The sequence below is a fragment of the Nonomuraea solani genome (assembly GCF_900108335.1).
In the GTDB taxonomy this organism is placed as follows: domain Bacteria; phylum Actinomycetota; class Actinomycetes; order Streptosporangiales; family Streptosporangiaceae; genus Nonomuraea; species Nonomuraea solani.
In genome coordinates, this window is record NZ_FNVT01000028.1 from 60,657 (window position 1) to 76,258 (window position 15,602).

Consider the following 15,602-nt stretch of genomic DNA (forward strand, 5'->3'; position numbering starts at 1 on the left):
GGCCCAAGATATGGTGCATTCTCATGGACGTTTCGTGGGTCAATTTCCGATGAGCGACCTCCATCTGGAGCTCACGGGCGGTGGCGGCGCGCGCGTACGGCTGATGCGGGCCGTGCGCGAGGCGATCCACTCGGGACGGCTCGCGCCCGGCACCCGGCTGCCGCCCTACCGCGCCCTCGCCCTCGACCTGGGGATCGCCCGCAACACCGTCGCCGCCGCGTACGCCGAGCTCGTCGAGGAGGGCTGGCTCACCTCCCGCCAGGGCTCCGGCACCCACGTCGCACACCGTGCCGTACCCCTCGAAGCCGGCCGCCCCTCCCCCGCGCGCCCGTCCCGCGTTCGCGTCGTCCACGACCTGATGCCCAGCTCGCCCGACGCCGCCGCCTTCCCGCGCTCGGCCTGGACCACCTCGGCCCGGCGGGCGCTGGCGGCCGCGCCCAGTGACGCCTTCGGCGTCGGCGACCCTCGTGGCCGGCCGGAGCTGCGGCGGGCGCTGGTCGACTACCTGGCCCGGACCAGGGGCGTGCGCACCAAGGCCGAGCACGTCGTGATCTGCTCGGGGTTCGCGCACGGGCTGCGGCTGGTGTGCCAGGTGCTGGGTGGCCCGGTCGCCGTCGAGGCGTACGGGCTCGACTTCCACCGCTCCATCCTCACCGGCGCCGGCCTGACGACCGTGCCGCTCGACGTGGACGTCCACGGCGCGCGCGTCGGAGACCTTCCGGCCACGGGCGCGCGGGCCGTCCTGCTGACGCCGGCGCACCAGTACCCCACCGGAGGCGCGCTGCACCCCGAACGCCGGGCCGCGGTCATCGACTGGGCCCGCGCCACGGGCGGCCTGCTGCTGGAGGACGACTACGACGGCGAGTTCCGCTACGACCGCGAACCGATCGGCGCCGTCCAGGGCCTCGACCCCGACCGCGTCGTCTACTTCGGCTCGGCGAGCAAGAGCCTGTCCCCCGCGCTCCGGCTCGGCTGGATGGCGCTGCCCGGCCGGCTGGTGGACGACATCGCCGCCGCCAAGGGCCCGCGCGAGCTGTGGGCGAGCGTCACCGACCAGCTCACCCTCGCCGACTTCATCGCCTGCGGCGCCTACGACCGCCAGTTGCGCCGCATGCGCCGGATCTACCGGCGCCGCCGCGATCTGCTCACCGCCACGCTCGCCGCCCGTGCTCCGCACATCACCGTCAGCGGCATCGCCGCGGGCCTGCACGCCGTCCTCGACCTTCCGCCGGGCACCGAGGAAGCGACGCTCCGCGCCGCCCGCCGCCTCGGGCTCGCCCTGGACGGCCTGGGCCCCTACCGGCATCCCGGGAGCACGATGCCACCGCGCGACGGCCTGGTCATCGGGTACGGCACACCGCCCGAGCACGCCGTCACCGCCGCGCTGGAAGCCCTCTGCCTCGCCTTGCCCGATAGTTCGTCCTGCGAATTTGTTACTCTGGGCGAATGAGTAAAAATGTTGACGGCCCGATCGGGGCGGTGGCGGCGCTGGTGCGGTCCACCTTCCTGGTGAATGCCGTATACGCGGATTCCGCCCGCGACTTCGGCATCACCCAGCAGCAGGGCCAGTTATTGTGCGTCCTGATGGCGCAGCCGTACGGCATGGGCGAACTGGGCGCGGTCCTGGGCCTGGCCAAGTCGAGCCTGACCGGCCTGGTCGACCGCAGCGAACGCAACGACCTGGTCCAACGCCGGCCAGACCCCCATGACTCCCGCGCGGTACGGGTGGCGCTCACCAGGCGGGGCGCCAAGCTGGCCGACGAGTTCTACACCGAGACCTGCCGCCGCGTCGAGGAGCTGACCTCGGCGTTCACCCCGGAGGAGCGCGACACCCTCGCGGCTCTGCTCGGCCGGGTCGTGACGGACAACAAGGTCCCCACGGTCTTCCTCGAACCGGACCGGCCACACTGAACAGTTGCAGTTCGTACTACGAACCAATATGGTTCGTAACACGAACTGCAGCTTTTCTTGCGTTGGAGTGTGAATAGACCATGTCCGCACATGATGTCGTCTTCGGTTTCGGCACGCATCCCGGGATCGACGACATAGCCGAGTTGTTGCGCACGACCCAGCAGGCCGACCGGGACGGTCTCGACCTCTTCACCCTGTCCGACCACCCCTACATCGGCGACCGCCTGGACGCCTACGCGGCGCTCGGTTTCGTCCTCGGGCGCACCGAGCGCATCGCCGGCTTCGCCAACGTCACCAACCTGCCGACCCGTCCCGCTCCCATGCTGGCCAGGACGGTGACGTCGCTGTCGGCGCTGTCGGGCGGCCGTGTCGTGCTCGGCATGGGCGCGGGCGGGCTGTGGGATCGCATCACCGACATGGGAGTGCCCCGGCTGACGCCCGGCGATGCCGTGGACGCCTTCGAGGAGGCGATCGTGCTGGTCAAGCTGCTGTCGGGCGGTGGGCCCGCGGTCACGTACCAGGGCAAGCACTACCAGGTGCACCGGATCGAGCCCGCTCCCGTCGCCGCGCCGCCGGTGTGGACGGGATCGGTCGGCCCGAAGTCCCTGGCCGCCACCGGGCGCGTGGCCGACGGCTGGATCCCCGGCCACGCGGCCGACTGGCTCAGCGAGCGCTACCGGGCCTCCCGGCCGATCATCGACGAGGCGGCGGTCGCCGCCGGCCGCGATCCGAGCGAGATCCGCACGGTCTTCAACCTGCCCGGCCGCATCACCGACCGTCCGCTGCCCGCCACGCGCGACAGCGACGGCCGCTGGCTCGGCGGCTCCGCCGACCAGTGGATCGAGGAACTGACGGGGGCGGTGCTGGAGCACGGCGCGTCGGGTTTCACCCTCTTCGCCGCCGGCCACGGCGCCCCCGACCACACCCAACTGGCCCGCTGGGCCCAGGAGATCGCCCCGGCCGTACGCGAGGCGATCGCGACCTAGCGCACGCCGTCGTGGCGGACGCATCGCGACCAAGCGCGCGCCCGAAGGAGACGGGCTGGACGCTGATGTACTTCGTGCTCGGCCTGGTCAAGGAGGAACAGGCGCCGCCGGACCGTACGCTCGGCATCGAAGCGGCGGCGGCCAACCCGGCGGCCTTCCCCTCGCTCGCGGAGACGATCGAGCACCTCACCAGGGAGAGCTTCGACGACCGGTTCACGTTCGGCGTCGACCTGATCCTTACCGGGCGCTCACCCGGCCGGTTCGGGACGTGATGCCGCGTCGGCGCGGTGCCGGTCGCCGAACTCCTGGGTGGCCGCCCAACTGGACAGGAGGGCGAGCCTGTCGGCGGACGGTGAGCCCTCCTCGACGGTGTAGGTGCAGATGGACAGACCGGGACCTCTTCGCGGCGCAGGCCGGGCACGCGCCGTTCGTCGCCGTAGTCGGGGATTCCCGCCTGCTCGGGGGTCACGTGCGCGCGGCGCGAGATCAGGAACTCCCGCACCTCGTCCTTCCTGCTCATGTACTCCCCCTAGGATCCGTTCACCGTCCATCGAACCGGCTGGACGCGCTCACCGGCAGGGTCTGACAGCACCCCCCACCTACCCCTTGCGGGCGAGGCGGACCATGGCCCGGTAGAGAGCGGTGGGTGCGGGGGCCGGCTCGATCGGGGGCAGCTCGGCGCCGGGGGTGGCCCAGGCGCAGAGCATCTGGCCGACCAGGCGGCGCCAGGTGCCGGGCGCGGCGTCGGCGGTGGCGGCGATGACGCCGGCGTTGGCCATCAGCAGGATGACCATGTCCTGGTCGGTGAAGTCGGCGCGCAGGTGGCCGCTCGCCTTGGCGCGGGCGATGAGTTCGAGAAAGCCGTGGAACGCCTCGTCGCGGCGCTCTTCCAGGGCTTTGGCGGCGGGGAAGGTCATGGCCAGCACGTCGGCGAAGCCGCGGTCGGCGGCCTGCATGGCGCACACGGCCTGGACGTAGCCGACGAAGCCGTGCCAGGGGTCGGGATCGGCGAGGGCCTCGGCCGTGGCGGCGGCGTAGGCGTCCATGCGGTCGGCGAAGACCGCGTTGATGAGGTCTTCGCGGCTGGCGAAGCGGCGCGACAGGGTGGCCTTGCCGACGCCGGCCGCGCGGGCGACGCAGGCCATCGAGACGCCGAGCCCGTCGCTGGCGTACAGGCGGCGGGCGGCGGCCAGGATGCGGTCGCGGTTGCGTTCGGCGTCGGCGCGCAGTCCCGGTTCGGGCTGCCGGTCGCCGGGCTCTGCGGTCGGTGTCATGGCCCCATCCTAACCAAGTGGAACGACCTGCCCAGTTCTGTTGCTAGGCTGCGTAGTGGAAACGGGAAGGCCGTTCCACTTTTCGAAAGGTGCCGCTCATGCGTGCCGTCACGCTGAACTCCGTCCCTGAGGCCCCGGCCGTGACCGAGGTGCCCACCCCCAGCCCCGAGGCCGGCGAGGTGCTGGTCAGGGTGACCGCCTCCTCGATCAACGGCTTCGACACCGCCACCGCGGCGGGTTACCTGCAAGGGGTGATGGAGCACCGCTTCCCGCTGGTGGCGGGCAAGGACTTCGCCGGTACGGTCGAGGCGCTCGGCGAGGGCGCCGACGGCTTCGCGGTCGGTCAGGCGGTCTTCGGCGTGGTGATGAAGCCGTTCCTGGGCACCGGATCGCTGGCCCAGTACGTCACCGTCTCCGCCGGCTACGGCATCGCCCCCATCCCCGAGGGCCTGAGCGCCGCGACCGCGGGCGCGCTGGGCCTGGCCGGCGCCGCGGCGCTGGACAGCCTCAACGCGGTCGCCCCGGCCGACGGCGAGACGGTGCTCATCTCCGGGGCCACCGGCGGGGTGGGCGCGCTGGCCGTGCAGCTCGCCGCCGCCCGCGGCGCCCGGGTGATCGCCACCGCCCGGCCGGGCGCGGAGGCCGACTTCGTCACCGGCCTCACCGACGCCAAGGTCGAGCTCGTGGACTTCGGCGGCGACCTGCCGGCCCAGGTACGCGCGCTCGCCCCGGAAGGCGTGGACGCCGTGCTGCACCTGGCGGGCGACGGCCCCCTGCTCGCGAGCCTGCTGCGGCCCGGTGGCCGCTTCGCCTCCACCCTCGGCCTGAACGCCGACGCCGTGCGGAAGCCCGACGTCACCGTGCACACGATCATGGCCGACCCGAACGCCCAGACCCTGACCGTCCTGGCGGAGCAGGCCGCCTCCGGCGCGCTGCGCGTCCCGGTCACCGCCACCTACCCGCTGGAGCAGGCCCCGCAGGCGTTCGCCGCCTTCGGCGCCGGCACCCTCGGCAAGATCGCCGTCACCACGAAGGAGGTCTGACCGTGCCCGCCATCGCCATCGTCGGCGCCGGACCCGGCATGGGCCTGGCCATCGCCCGCACCTTCGGCGGCCGGGGCTTCGGCGTCGCCCTGATCGCCCGGAGCAAGGACAAGCTGGAGACCCTGGTCGCCCAGCTCGAATCGGAAGGCATCACGGCCGCGGCGTTCCCCGCCGACGTGCTGGACCGCCCGGCCCTGTCCGCCGCCCTCGACGCGGCCAGGGACCATTTCGGCGGGCTGGACGTGCTGGAATACTCCCCCGCCCCGCACTCGCCGGTGCCCGGCCTGACCATGGCCGTGCCCAGCGAGGTCACCGTGGACAACCTGCAGCCGCAGATCGAGTACACCGTCTACGGCGCGCTGGCCGCCGCCCACGCGGTGCTGCCCGCCATGCGGCAGGCCGGCGCCGGGACGCTGCTGTTCACCACCGGCGGCGGCTCGGTGCACCCCATACCGATGCTCGGCAACGTCAACGCCGCCGCCGCGGCGCTGCGCAACTGGGTGCTCAACCTGCACAACGAACTGGCCGGCACCGGCGTGCACGCCGCGCACGTGGCGATCAACGTCTGGATCGGCGCCGGCGGCCCAGAAGGCTTCCCTTCCGCCGCCCCCGAACAGATCGCCGGCCTGTACTGGGACCTGCACGAGCGCCGCGACCGGTCCGAGGTCGTCTTCAACGGCTGAGCGGGACCCCGGTGTGACTCTCCAGCACCTGGATGAGGCGGGCCTGGAACTCCTCGTCCTGCGCCGCGGGGTGCGGTCTCTGGATCTGCCGGTGGAACCAGTAGCCGCCGGTTTCCGGGCTCACGTCCTGGTGTGTGGCGAGCCACACCTGTGTCTGGTGCCCGGCGACCAGGTCGTCCGGGGCGCCGGCGCCGCCCATCCGGGTGGGGACCCACCCGGGGTCGACCGCGTGGGCCGAGGTCCCCGCCCACCGGGACGCGAAGGCGAGCGCGAGGGCGGTGACCCACAGCTTGCTGTCGTCGTAGGAGGCGCTGCCGTCGGTCAGGCGGCTCAGGTCGGTGGAGCCGGTCCGGTGCATGGAGCTGCTCAGGTAGATGAGCCGGGCCGGTTTGTCCATCAGGGCCGTCAGGACGTACGGCGCGACGGTGTTGACCACGCTCGCCTCCGGCAGACTCATGGTGCCGGCGTTGTGGATGACGGCGTCGAAGCGGCCGAACCCGGCGGCCTGCCCGGCGACGTCGCGGGTCTCGTCCAGGTCGGCGAGATCCCCCGTGACGACGCCCTTCCACCGGTCGGCGTCGGTGAGACGGGCCGGGTCGCGGACGTGGACCACCACGTCGTGGCCCTGACCGGCCAGCGCGTTCGCCGTGTCGTGCCCGAGGCCGGTGGAGGCCCCGGTCACCAGGATCAGTGCCATGTCAGTCCTTTCGCTTCCGCGTCACACGCTCAGGAGGGCCTTGATGGCGCGGCGCTCGTCCATGGCCTGGTAGGCCTCGCCGGCCTCCTCCAGCGGCAGGGTGAGGTCGAAGACCTTACCGGGATCGATCTTCCGGTTCCATATGAGGTCGATCAGCTCGGGCAGGAACCGGCGCACCGGGGCCGGGCCGCCCAGCAGGCTGACCTGGGCGAAGAAGAGCTCCTCGCCGTTGAGCTCGACACCGTGGTTGACGCCCACGAAGCCGACGTGGCCACCGGGCCGGGCCGAGCGGATGGCCTGCTGCATCGACTCCTGGGTGCCGACCGCCTCGACGACCGAGTGGGCGCCCAGTCCGCCGGTCAGGGCCTTGACCTTGGCCACGCCGTCGTCGCCGCGCTCGGTGACGATGTCGGTGGCGCCGAACTCCCTGGCCAGCTTCTGGCGCGCCTCGTGGCGGCTCATGGCGATGATCCGCTCGGCGCCGAGCTGCCCGGCGGCCAGCACCGCCAGCAGGCCGACCGCGCCGTCGCCGACGACCGCGACCGTCTTGCCGGGGCCGGTCCGCGCGGCCACCGCGCCGAACCAGCCGGTGCCCAGCACGTCGGAGGCGGCCAGCAGGCTGGGGATCAGGTCCGCGCCGGGCATCCCCGGGGTGGCGACCAGCGTGCCGTCGGCGTGCGGGATCCGGGCGCGTTCTGCCTGGGTGCCGACCTCGTTCATGAACACGCGGTCGACGCAGGAGGAGGGGAAGCCGGAGCGGCAGATCTCGCAGGTGCCGTCGGCGGCGACGAACGAGCCGACGACGAACTGGCCGGGCTTGATGGTCGTGACCTCGCCGCCGACCTCCTCGACGACCCCGACGTACTCGTGGCCCATCGGCGTCGGCCGGTCGACGGCGTCCACGCCGCGGAAGGGCCACAGGTCCGAGCCGCAGACGCAGGTCGCCGACAGCCGGATGATCGCATCCGTCGGGGCGGTGATCTTCGGCTCGGCGACCTCCTCCACCCGGACGTCGCCGGGGGCGTGCATCACAACACCACGCATATCGCTCACTCCTCGAGTGTCTCGTCGCTTCCGGCCACCTGCCCATAAAAGCACTGGTCAGACAGGTTTCTGAGGGGGTCTGACAGCCCCTCCCGGAACGGCCGCTCCACCGAGGACCCGGCCACGTTCGAGCGGCTCGCCGGGAGCTTCGACCTGATCATCAACACCGTCTCGGCACGGCTGGACATCGCCGCGTACGTCGGCCTGCTCACCGTGGACGGCACCCTCGTCATCGTGGGCGCCCCCACCGAGCCGATCTCGGTCGACGGCATGTCGCTCATCGTGTCCCGGCGCAGCGTCGCCGGCTCCGCCAACGGCGGCATTCCCGAGACGCAGGAGATGCTCGACTTCTGCGCCGAGCACGGCATCCTCCCGGAGACGGAGCTGATCGAGGCGTCGCAGATCAACGACGCGTACGAGCGCGTGCTCTCCTCCGACGTGCGGTACCGCTTCGTGATCGACGCGAAGACCTTCTCCTGAGACGGTGGTCTTGATGAAGGAGGGTTCATGCAGGGAACCGCCAGACGCCGTCTCACCGTCCTCATCGCGCTCACATCGATGATCGGAGCAGGGGGAACCGCCACCGCGTCGGCGGATCCCCCGCGCGGCGGCAAGCCCCGCGTCATCCTCATGGCCGACCCGGAACTGGACGACCAGAACACGCTCATCCGCTCGCTGAACCGGACCGTCTCCCCCGGGCAGCCCGTGGCTCTCGACGGCCGCACCCGTGACCCGGACGGCGACCGGCTGACCGGCATCTGGTGGCAGTACGGCGACGCGGACACCTACCCGGGCACCGTCGCGCTCACGCGGACCTCGCGAGCGCGCCACCACATCGCGAGGTTCCGCGTGCCCCAGGACGCGGTGCCCGGCCAGACGATTCACCTGATTCTTCAGACCACGGACAACGGCTCGCCGGCGCTCACGTCGTGCCAGCGGGTGGTGCTCACCGTGGGCTAAATCAGCGGGCAGCTGTTGCGATACTGCGAGACGCCGTTCCGGTTGGCCATCGGGCACAGGAACTGGCTGTAGCGGGTGTCATCGTCGATGAATATCTTCATCCAGGGGATCATCGTTCGCGCGAGCGTCGTGCTCGGCTGCCCGATGTAGTTGTGGCCGGCGCCCGCGACCTCGATGTACGCCTTCTCGGTCGCCGCCGGCACGGTGTTGTACATGGTGGTCAGGCGCGACGGGGTCACCAGGGTGTCGTTCTGCATCGCGTAGATGAGCGTCGGCACCCGGTCACCGGACAGGTTTCCCGAGGGCAGGTAGGGCGCGTTCCCGATGGCGGCCTGGAGTGAGGGCCGCCGCAGGGCCGCGTCGAGGGCTCCGCCCCCGCCCATGGAGTGCCCGGCCACGGCCAGCCGGCCGGCGTCGACCCGGTCGCGTACGGAACTGCGCTGCGTCAGATAGTCCAGCGCCGCGAGCAGTTGCGTGCCACGGCTGACGGGGCTGTCGTTGAGTGCGTTGGTCTCGATGCCGAACACGACGAACCCCTGGGAGGCCAGCCGGGGGCCCAGCCAGGCGATGCCTGGCCACGTGCCGTTGAGACCGGGAGAGATGGCCATCGCGCCGAAGGTGCCCTGGTCGGTGGCCGTCGGGTAGTAGATCGTCCCGCCGCCGAAGCCGTTCCCGCGCGGCACTCCGACCGATGCCGTCGCGAAGGGTCCGGTGGTGGCAGCGACGCTGGCGGGCGTCGGGTCGGGGCCTCGCTGGTAGGGGTTCGCGGCGGCGCGGGCCGGCGCCGTGGCGGTCAGGACGCAGAGGGCGATCGCGGTCCCGGCGAGGGTGCGTAACCAGGGGCGCGGCTTTCGGCTCTCGTGTGGAGGCATGTGCGATCTCCAGAGTTATGGGCCTTTAAGCCGTTAACGTAGGCACGTCATGAATCAGTGTCAAGAGTCAATTCGGGTAACGGTTTTCATCGTTTCCGCAGATGAAACAGCCGATAGGACGTGTTAATGCGTAACGTTTCTCTTGAGGTCCTGCGGGACATGGCCGCGCAGATCGCGGCGGGCGCGCCACCGGGCTGGCGGCGGGGATGGGTGCACGCCTATCGCGACGCCTACTCCGCGGGGCACCGCGGCAAGGGATACGAGCTGCCCGACGGCACCATCGGCGACCTGCGCCTCGATCTGGGCGGGCTGAAGGACGCCGCACCGGCGGAGCTGATGGTCGAGCTGGCCGTCGAGCCCTCGGGCCGGTTCGAGGCGGTGACCTCCCGGGCGATCACCCGGGAGCATGCGGGCGCGTTCCTGTACGTCCTGCGCCCGGACGTCCTCCCCCGCGAGCCCGGCGCCGACCAGGGTCCCCCGTCGAACCCGACGCCGGCGGGCGACCCGGAGGAGGCCGTCCGGCTGTTCCGGGAGTACCTGAGGAAACGCGCCGACATCGTCGGCGAGGCGGAGCCGCTGCCCGCCCCGCTGGACCCGGCCGAGCGGGCCGCGCTGCTGGACACCTGCGACCTGCCCCCCGACCTGGTGGCCCTGTACGGCGAGGCCGACGGCGACGACGAGACCGGCCTCTTCTACGGCCATCTGTGGTTCTCCCTGGAGTCCACGACGACCTACGTCCATCACCGGCCCGAGCGCGAGTGGAACGGCAACCTGTTCTGGTCGATGACCGGCGACGCCGAGCCACCCGGCACCATCCGGCGGCAGTTCGGCAGCCCGCGCTGGATCCCGTTCGCGACCAGCACCGGCGGCGACTACCTGGCGGTCGACATGGATCCGGGGCCCGCGGGCCGTCCTGGGCAGGTCATCCGGGTGGGAATCCACTACGACGGCGCGCCCGTCTACGTCGCCGACTCGGTCACGACCCTGCTGCGCCGGCTGGTGCGGGCGCTCGACCGGGGCGACTACGAGGGCGGTGAGGGCTACCTCGACATCGCCGCCAGGCTCCCGAGCTACCTGGACGAGAGCCGTACCTACTGGCGCGGGCAGGCCCCGATCCCGAAGAAGACGCGCCGGATCCAGACCCTCGTCGTCGACAAGGTGGGCGATCTCGATCTGGCGCCGGTGCGAGCCGCGTCCCACCTGAGCGCGGTGGCGTTGTTCGGCGCGGGTCCCGTCGATCTGAGCCCCTTGCGCGACGTGCCCCTCGAAGCGTTGCGGCTGGAGCTGGACGCCGTGGACCTGAGCCCGCTCGCCGGGCATCCGGCCCTGCGCATGATGACCCTGCGCACGCGGGAACCCGTCGATCTCGGTGTGCTGCGCACGTTCCCGCGCCTCGAAGGGCTCGACGTGGCAGGGGCCGCCGTACAGGACCTCGGTGAGCCGGACGGGCTGCTCCTTCTCACCCTCTCGCCCGAGCAGTGGCGACGGCTCGGCACGCCGCCGCCGCTGGCCGCCGCCGGACTGGACGGCGACCCCACCCCGGGCCAGGTGCACGAGTGGACGGCCAGGTTCGGCCGCGAAGAGGGCTGGGAGTACGTCGAAGGACGGCTCGGTTAGACGACCTCGAAGTTGGCCATCATCATCATGTCCTCGTGCTCCAGGTTGTGGCAGTGGAAGACGTATCTGCCCCGGTAGCCGTCGAACCGGATGAGGATCTCGGCCCGCCCGCCGTTGTCGAGGTTCACGGTGTCCTTCCACCCGTGGTTGAACGGTCCGGGGTCGTCGTCGCCGTCCGTGCCCACGACCTGGAACGGGGCGAGATGGATGTGGATGGGGTGCTCGACGTTCTTCGCGCGGATGATCCATCGCTCGGTGGCGCCGAGTTTCGGCCGGGCCACGATGGTCTCGGGGTCGAAGGGCTTGCCGTTGACCGTCCACAACGACATGCCGTGCGCGTGGGCCCCGCCGCGGGCGAACACGAACTCCCGCTCGGCGGTGACGGCGCCCGCCGAGAGCGTCTCGACGTCGGCCAGCCGGTCCGGTACGACTCTGTCGTCGCTCTCCTGCCGGGTCACCCGGAAGCGCATCACCTCGGCGGTGCCGCCGCTGCCGTGCTCGTTGACCAGCGTGATCTCGTCGCCGACGCGGTGGCCGGAGAAGTCGACGACGACGTCGAAGCGTTCGGCCTGGGCGATCTCGATGCTCTCGTGCTCGACCGGGGCGGCCAGCAGGCCCTGGTCGCTGCCGATCTGGGTGAAGCCGGGGCCGCCGTCGAGGCGCAGCCGGTAACGGCGGGCGTTGGAGGCGTTGAGCAGCCGGAACCGGTAGCGGACGGTGGAGACGTCCAGGACGGGCCAGGGCGCGCCGTTGACCAGGACGCAGTCGCCGAGCACGCCGCTCATGTACGTGCCGGTGACCCCCGGCGTCTTCGTCAGGGTCGGGTCGAGGGACGGATAGCGGAAGCTCCCGTCGGCGGCGAACGACCGGTCGAGGATCATCAGCGGGATGTCGCGCCTCCCTCTGGGCAGGCCGAGCGCCTCCTCGGCGTCGTCGTGGATCAGGTGGAAGCCCGCCAGCCCGCGGTAGACCTGGGGGCCGGTGAAGTCCATCCGGTGGTCGTGGTACCACAGGGTCGCCGCATGCTGCTCCATCGCGTACACGTAGTCCTTGCCGCCGCCGGGAGCGATCACGTCGGTCGGATAACCGTCGTGTTCGGGAGCCGTCCTGCCGCCGTGCAGGTGCACGACGACCGGCACCGGCAGCTCGTTGCGGTGGGTGACCACCGTGCGGCGGCCGCGGCGTGACACGAGGGTCGGCCCGGGGAAGATGCCGTCATATCCCCAGATCTCCGTCCGCAGCCCTGGCAGGATCTCGACCTTCGCGGCCTTCTGGGTGATCTCGTAGTAGTCGGTGCCGCCGTCGCCGCGCACCGGCTTCAGCACCGGCGGGATGGGCAGCGCGACGGTGAACGGATCAGGGAGGGGCGCCTCGCTGGCGAGCAGGGCCCCGGCGCTGCCCTCCTCGCTGGTGTTGGCTCCACCCGTCCCGCCGGTCCCGCCCGTCCCTCCACCGTCGCCGCCCGAACAGGCGGCGGCGGGCAGGACGAGTGCGGCGGCGCCGGCTCTGAGCAGTTCGCGTCTGGACAACATCAACGCACTCCGCGCAGCCGCTGCAGCAGCAGGGCGAGCAGCCCGCAGGCCGCCCCCCACGCCAGGTTGGTGATGAGGATCGACGCGCTGCCGAAGATCAGGGCGGGGGCGCCGCGCATCGCCATGCCGCTGGTCGCGGTGGCGACGACCCCGTAGAGGAGGCCGGCGAGCGCGAGCGTCAGGACGGGCCTGCGCACCCGGGTCAGCCCGACGATGAGGATCCAGGCCAGCGAGATCAGGCCCGTCAGGACGAGCGGTGTCGCCGGCTTGCCGAGCGCGTCCGACAGGCCCGCCATGGAGAACAGCGGCCGGATGAGCGCGATGGCCGCCAGGCCGACGATGAGCAGCCAGTTGAGGGAATGAAGGGGCCGGTTCTGATCGGAGGTCATGCACGGAAACGTATGAACAGCCGGGTTCGCGGCACATCGCCCCTCAAGCGTCATCCGAGCGCCCGTTTGTACGTCGAGAAGCGACATCTGCGCGGCCTGGCCCGACTCACCGCCGGCCAGGCCACAGACTGGAACGGCACACGTGAGTCACATGGGCAGGACCTATCGCATGCTCCAGAATGGACGACCCGAGGACGCCGACGGTGTCCCGGACTGGGTGTTCCTGGCCCTCGTCGCCGCCGGTCAGACGTTCGCGATCTCGCTGATCATCGCGGTCGGCGCCCCGAGCAACGGCTACAGCGGCTGGGGCGCGTACGCCTTCGCGGCCGGGTTCGGCGCCGTGCTGCTCGCCTACCGGGCCGCTCCGCTCGCGGTGCTCGTGGTGACCATCGTCGGCATCTTCACCTATTACGCCCTGGACTTCCCGCCCATCGGCATGGCCGTCCCCGCGGCCGCGGCGCTGTACTTCGCGGCCGAGCGCACGGACATCTGGTGGCCGCTGGGCGGCGGCCTGGGGCTGCTGGTCGTGTCCGCCTACTTCCGGGCCGTCAACGAGAACGAGCCGGGCGACGTGCTGTCCTACGACCTGCTGACCAACGCCGCCCTGATCGGCTGCGCGATCGCGCTCGCCTCGACCGTGCGGAGCCGGCACCAGTTGCGCGAGCAGCAGGACCGCATCATCACGCTCGAACGCGAGCGGGAACGCGACCGCGCCGAACACGCCATGCAGGAGGAGCGCATCCGCATCGCCCGCGACCTGCACGACACGATCGGGCACGCCCTGGCCATCGTCACCGTGCACGCCAACGTGGCCCGCGAGGCCGTCGGACGCGACGACGGCACGGTGACCCGATCGCTGTCCAACGTGACCGACGCCACCACGCGGTCGCTGGGCGAGCTTCGCGCGACCGTGTCGATGCTGCACTCCCCGGCGCGGACCGACCGTGCGCCCCACACCTTGCAAGGGATCCAGACCATCATCGAGACCGCCCGGCAGGCCGGCCTCACCGTACGCGCCGAGCTGGCCGCCGAGCCGGAGCGCGTACCGCCGACGATCGCCACCGCCGCCCACCGCATCGCCCAGGAGGCCGTCACCAACGTGATCAAGCACGCCGGCGCGACCACGCTCACCATCACGACCGGGATCGAGGACGACACGCTCCTGCTGACCATCGGCGACGACGGCGCGACACCGGCCGCGCCGGGCCCGGGCGGGCACGGTGTCGCCGGGATGCGCGAGCGGGCGGCCCTCCTGGGCGGCACCCTGACCACCACCCGGTCGTCCGGCACCACCGTGACGGCCCGGCTGCCACTGACCAGGGAGTCTGGCGCATGATCAGGGTCGTCATCGCCGAGGACGAGCCGCTGCTGCGCTCCGGCCTGCGCGCGCTGGCCGAACACGACGGCGACATCGCCGTCGTGGCCGAGGCCGGCGACGGGGTGAGCGCGGTCCACGCGGTACGCGAGCACCGGCCCGACATCGTCCTCATGGACATCCGCATGCCCGTGCTCAACGGCATCGCCGCCACCGGGCGCATCGCCGGCGACCCCGGCCTGGACGGCGTGCGGATCATCATGCTGACGACGTTCGACGAGGACGACAACGTCTTCGACGCGATCCGGTCGGGCGCCTGCGGTTACCTCCTGAAGGACATCCGGCCGCAGGACCTGCGCGAGGCCATCCGGCTCGTGGCGAGCGGGCAGTCGCTGCTCGCGCCGTCGATCACCGAGAAGGTCATGCGCGCCGCCGCCTCGGCGCACACGCGTACCAGGCCGGAGCTGGTGGAGAGCCTGTCCGGCCGCGAACGCGAGGTCCTGGCCGCGATCGGGCGTGGCCTGAACAACCAGGAGATCGCCGCCGAGCTGTTCATCAGCCCCGAGACCGCCCGCACCTATGTCAGCAGGCTGCTCACCAAACTCCCGGCGCGGGACCGCACGCAGCTCGCCATCATCGCCTACGAGAGCGGCCTGGCGGGCAGGGGGTAGCCAGTATTCGGTGTTGCTATGTACTGGTAGTCAGTGTTACTTTGTACCGGTACTCAGCGACACCGAATACCGCGAGGAGGCAAGTGGCATGGACGAGCCCAAGAGGCGCTTCTGGCAGTACCTGGAGGTGGTCACCGGGTCATTCGAGGACAAGAAGCGCTGGCGGCAGTACAAGGCGCGCGTCAAGGCGCTTCCCGAGAGCTATCGCACGGCGGCCGAGGCGCTGGAGCGCTACCTGATGCTCTTCGGGCCGGGTGACGGCGCCGACGCGGCCTCGATGTTCGAGGACCTCGCCGACCTGTACGAGCGGGGCGCGGCGGACGGAACCCCGATCCGCGACATCTTCGGCGACGACCCCGTGGAGTTCGTCGAGGCGTTCATACAGAACTACTCCGTCGGGCGGTGGATCAGCCGGGAGCGGGAACGGTTCACCAGCGCCATCGAGCGCGCCGCCGGCGAAGAGGAAGGGACGGTCCGATGACGACGATCCATGTGCAGGGCCTGGAGAAGTCCTACAAGGACCTGCGGGTGCTGCGCGGCGTGGACTTCGACGTGGCGCGGGGCAGCATCTTCGCCCTGCTCGGCTCGAACGGGGCGGGCAAGACCAC

General features: G+C 71.5%; 18 protein-coding genes. 12 read left to right on the forward strand and 6 right to left on the reverse strand.

Features of this window, described 5'->3' with window-relative positions; translation table 11 throughout:
• Positions 1-49: 49 nt before the first annotated feature.
• From pdxR to C4V41_RS52785, 4 genes are all read left to right on the forward strand, one after another.
• Positions 50-1,450, forward strand: a complete 1,401-nt coding sequence (gene pdxR / locus C4V41_RS52770) for a MocR-like pyridoxine biosynthesis transcription factor PdxR (RefSeq protein WP_103963648.1) — start codon at positions 50-52, stop codon at positions 1,448-1,450.
• A complete protein-coding gene (locus tag C4V41_RS52775) occupies positions 1,447-1,911 on the forward strand; it encodes a MarR family winged helix-turn-helix transcriptional regulator (protein ID WP_200824865.1) in 465 nt (154 codons plus the stop codon). Before pdxR ends, C4V41_RS52775 begins: the two co-directional genes overlap by 4 nt.
• Before the next feature lie 80 nt (positions 1,912-1,991).
• Positions 1,992-2,897 (forward strand): LLM class flavin-dependent oxidoreductase, encoded by a 906-nt coding sequence (locus tag C4V41_RS52780; RefSeq protein WP_103963649.1) that lies wholly within the window; start codon positions 1,992-1,994, stop codon positions 2,895-2,897.
• An 11-nt stretch (positions 2,898-2,908) separates the two neighbouring features.
• A complete protein-coding gene (locus C4V41_RS52785) occupies positions 2,909-3,169 on the forward strand; it encodes a TetR/AcrR family transcriptional regulator C-terminal domain-containing protein (protein WP_146104148.1) in 261 nt (86 codons plus the stop codon).
• A 327-nt stretch (positions 3,170-3,496) separates the two neighbouring features.
• Here C4V41_RS52785 and C4V41_RS52795 read toward each other — a convergent pair whose 3' ends face one another.
• Entirely contained in the window at positions 3,497-4,171 is a 675-nt protein-coding gene (locus tag C4V41_RS52795; protein WP_103963651.1) for a TetR/AcrR family transcriptional regulator, read from the reverse strand.
• Between the two features lie 98 nt (positions 4,172-4,269).
• On the opposite strand from C4V41_RS52795, the gene C4V41_RS52800 reads away from it, so the two are divergent.
• Positions 4,270-5,214 (forward strand): NADP-dependent oxidoreductase, encoded by a 945-nt coding sequence (locus tag C4V41_RS52800; RefSeq protein ID WP_103963652.1) that lies wholly within the window; start codon positions 4,270-4,272, stop codon positions 5,212-5,214.
• 2 nt (positions 5,215-5,216) lie between these two features.
• Positions 5,217-5,897, forward strand: a complete 681-nt coding sequence (locus C4V41_RS52805; protein ID WP_103963653.1) for an SDR family NAD(P)-dependent oxidoreductase — start codon at positions 5,217-5,219, stop codon at positions 5,895-5,897.
• On the opposite strand, the gene C4V41_RS52810 is transcribed toward C4V41_RS52805, so the two are convergent.
• Both C4V41_RS52810 and C4V41_RS52815 read right to left on the reverse strand, forming a co-directional pair.
• Positions 5,887-6,594, reverse strand: coding sequence for an SDR family NAD(P)-dependent oxidoreductase (locus tag C4V41_RS52810; RefSeq protein WP_103963654.1), 708 nt, complete (start codon positions 6,592-6,594; stop codon positions 5,887-5,889). The genes C4V41_RS52805 and C4V41_RS52810 overlap by 11 nt on opposite strands.
• A gap of 21 nt (positions 6,595-6,615) precedes the next feature.
• Positions 6,616-7,638 carry a zinc-dependent alcohol dehydrogenase family protein gene (locus C4V41_RS52815; protein WP_103963655.1) on the reverse strand — a complete coding sequence of 341 codons (1,023 nt, stop codon included), beginning with the start codon at positions 7,636-7,638 and terminating at the stop codon, positions 6,616-6,618.
• Between the two features lie 69 nt (positions 7,639-7,707).
• Between C4V41_RS52815 and C4V41_RS52820 the strand changes: the two genes are divergently transcribed.
• Both C4V41_RS52820 and C4V41_RS52825 read left to right on the forward strand, forming a co-directional pair.
• Positions 7,708-8,118, forward strand: coding sequence for a zinc-binding dehydrogenase (locus C4V41_RS52820; protein WP_103963656.1), 411 nt, complete (start codon positions 7,708-7,710; stop codon positions 8,116-8,118).
• A gap of 27 nt (positions 8,119-8,145) precedes the next feature.
• Complete coding sequence (locus C4V41_RS52825; protein WP_103963657.1) at positions 8,146-8,598, forward strand: hypothetical protein; 453 nt, start codon at positions 8,146-8,148, stop codon at positions 8,596-8,598.
• On the opposite strand, the gene C4V41_RS52830 is transcribed toward C4V41_RS52825, so the two are convergent.
• Positions 8,595-9,470, reverse strand: a complete 876-nt coding sequence (locus tag C4V41_RS52830) for a dienelactone hydrolase family protein (RefSeq protein WP_146104149.1) — start codon at positions 9,468-9,470, stop codon at positions 8,595-8,597. The genes C4V41_RS52825 and C4V41_RS52830 overlap by 4 nt on opposite strands.
• 126 nt (positions 9,471-9,596) lie before the next feature.
• On the opposite strand from C4V41_RS52830, the gene C4V41_RS52835 reads away from it, so the two are divergent.
• Complete coding sequence (locus C4V41_RS52835) at positions 9,597-11,087, forward strand: SMI1/KNR4 family protein (protein WP_146104150.1); 1,491 nt, start codon at positions 9,597-9,599, stop codon at positions 11,085-11,087.
• On the opposite strand, the gene C4V41_RS52840 is transcribed toward C4V41_RS52835, so the two are convergent.
• Both C4V41_RS52840 and C4V41_RS52845 read right to left on the reverse strand, forming a co-directional pair.
• Positions 11,084-12,619, reverse strand: coding sequence for a multicopper oxidase family protein (locus C4V41_RS52840; protein ID WP_103963659.1), 1,536 nt, complete (start codon positions 12,617-12,619; stop codon positions 11,084-11,086). The two genes, C4V41_RS52835 and C4V41_RS52840, sit on opposite strands and share 4 nt — an antisense overlap.
• A complete protein-coding gene (locus tag C4V41_RS52845; RefSeq protein WP_103963660.1) occupies positions 12,619-13,008 on the reverse strand; it encodes a hypothetical protein in 390 nt (129 codons plus the stop codon). Before C4V41_RS52845 ends, C4V41_RS52840 begins: the two co-directional genes overlap by 1 nt.
• 169 nt (positions 13,009-13,177) lie before the next feature.
• Here C4V41_RS52845 and C4V41_RS52850 point away from each other — a divergent pair, with 169 nt between their 5' ends.
• From C4V41_RS52850 to C4V41_RS52860, 3 genes are all read left to right on the forward strand, one after another.
• Positions 13,178-14,344, forward strand: a complete 1,167-nt coding sequence (locus C4V41_RS52850; RefSeq protein ID WP_146104151.1) for a sensor histidine kinase — start codon at positions 13,178-13,180, stop codon at positions 14,342-14,344.
• On the forward strand, positions 14,341-14,994 hold the full coding sequence (locus C4V41_RS52855; RefSeq protein ID WP_103963662.1) for a response regulator: 654 nt from the start codon (positions 14,341-14,343) through the stop codon (positions 14,992-14,994). Before C4V41_RS52850 ends, C4V41_RS52855 begins: the two co-directional genes overlap by 4 nt.
• An 88-nt stretch (positions 14,995-15,082) precedes the next feature.
• Positions 15,083-15,475 carry a DUF1048 domain-containing protein gene (locus C4V41_RS52860; protein WP_103963663.1) on the forward strand — a complete coding sequence of 131 codons (393 nt, stop codon included), beginning with the start codon at positions 15,083-15,085 and terminating at the stop codon, positions 15,473-15,475.
• Positions 15,476-15,602: the final 127 nt, after the last annotated feature.

Bases quoted from the DNA above. Each gene is read 5' to 3' on its own strand.
- pdxR (WP_103963648.1), top strand. From the start codon at position 50: ATGAGCGACCTCCATCTGGAGCTCACGGGCGGTGGCGGCGCGCGCGTA.
- C4V41_RS52775 (WP_200824865.1), top strand. From the start codon at position 1,447: ATGAGTAAAAATGTTGACGGCCCGATCGGGGCGGTGGCGGCGCTGGTG.
- C4V41_RS52780 (WP_103963649.1), top strand. From the start codon at position 1,992: ATGTCCGCACATGATGTCGTCTTCGGTTTCGGCACGCATCCCGGGATC.
- C4V41_RS52795 (WP_103963651.1), bottom strand. From the start codon at position 4,171: ATGACACCGACCGCAGAGCCCGGCGACCGGCAGCCCGAACCGGGACTG.
- C4V41_RS52800 (WP_103963652.1), top strand. From the start codon at position 4,270: ATGCGTGCCGTCACGCTGAACTCCGTCCCTGAGGCCCCGGCCGTGACC.
- C4V41_RS52810 (WP_103963654.1), bottom strand. From the start codon at position 6,594: ATGGCACTGATCCTGGTGACCGGGGCCTCCACCGGCCTCGGGCACGAC.
- C4V41_RS52815 (WP_103963655.1), bottom strand. From the start codon at position 7,638: ATGCGTGGTGTTGTGATGCACGCCCCCGGCGACGTCCGGGTGGAGGAG.
- C4V41_RS52825 (WP_103963657.1), top strand. From the start codon at position 8,146: ATGCAGGGAACCGCCAGACGCCGTCTCACCGTCCTCATCGCGCTCACA.
- C4V41_RS52830 (WP_146104149.1), bottom strand. From the start codon at position 9,470: ATGCCTCCACACGAGAGCCGAAAGCCGCGCCCCTGGTTACGCACCCTC.
- C4V41_RS52835 (WP_146104150.1), top strand. From the start codon at position 9,597: ATGCGTAACGTTTCTCTTGAGGTCCTGCGGGACATGGCCGCGCAGATC.
- C4V41_RS52840 (WP_103963659.1), bottom strand. From the start codon at position 12,619: ATGTTGTCCAGACGCGAACTGCTCAGAGCCGGCGCCGCCGCACTCGTC.
- C4V41_RS52845 (WP_103963660.1), bottom strand. From the start codon at position 13,008: ATGACCTCCGATCAGAACCGGCCCCTTCATTCCCTCAACTGGCTGCTC.
- C4V41_RS52850 (WP_146104151.1), top strand. From the start codon at position 13,178: ATGCTCCAGAATGGACGACCCGAGGACGCCGACGGTGTCCCGGACTGG.
- C4V41_RS52855 (WP_103963662.1), top strand. From the start codon at position 14,341: ATGATCAGGGTCGTCATCGCCGAGGACGAGCCGCTGCTGCGCTCCGGC.
- C4V41_RS52860 (WP_103963663.1), top strand. From the start codon at position 15,083: ATGGACGAGCCCAAGAGGCGCTTCTGGCAGTACCTGGAGGTGGTCACC.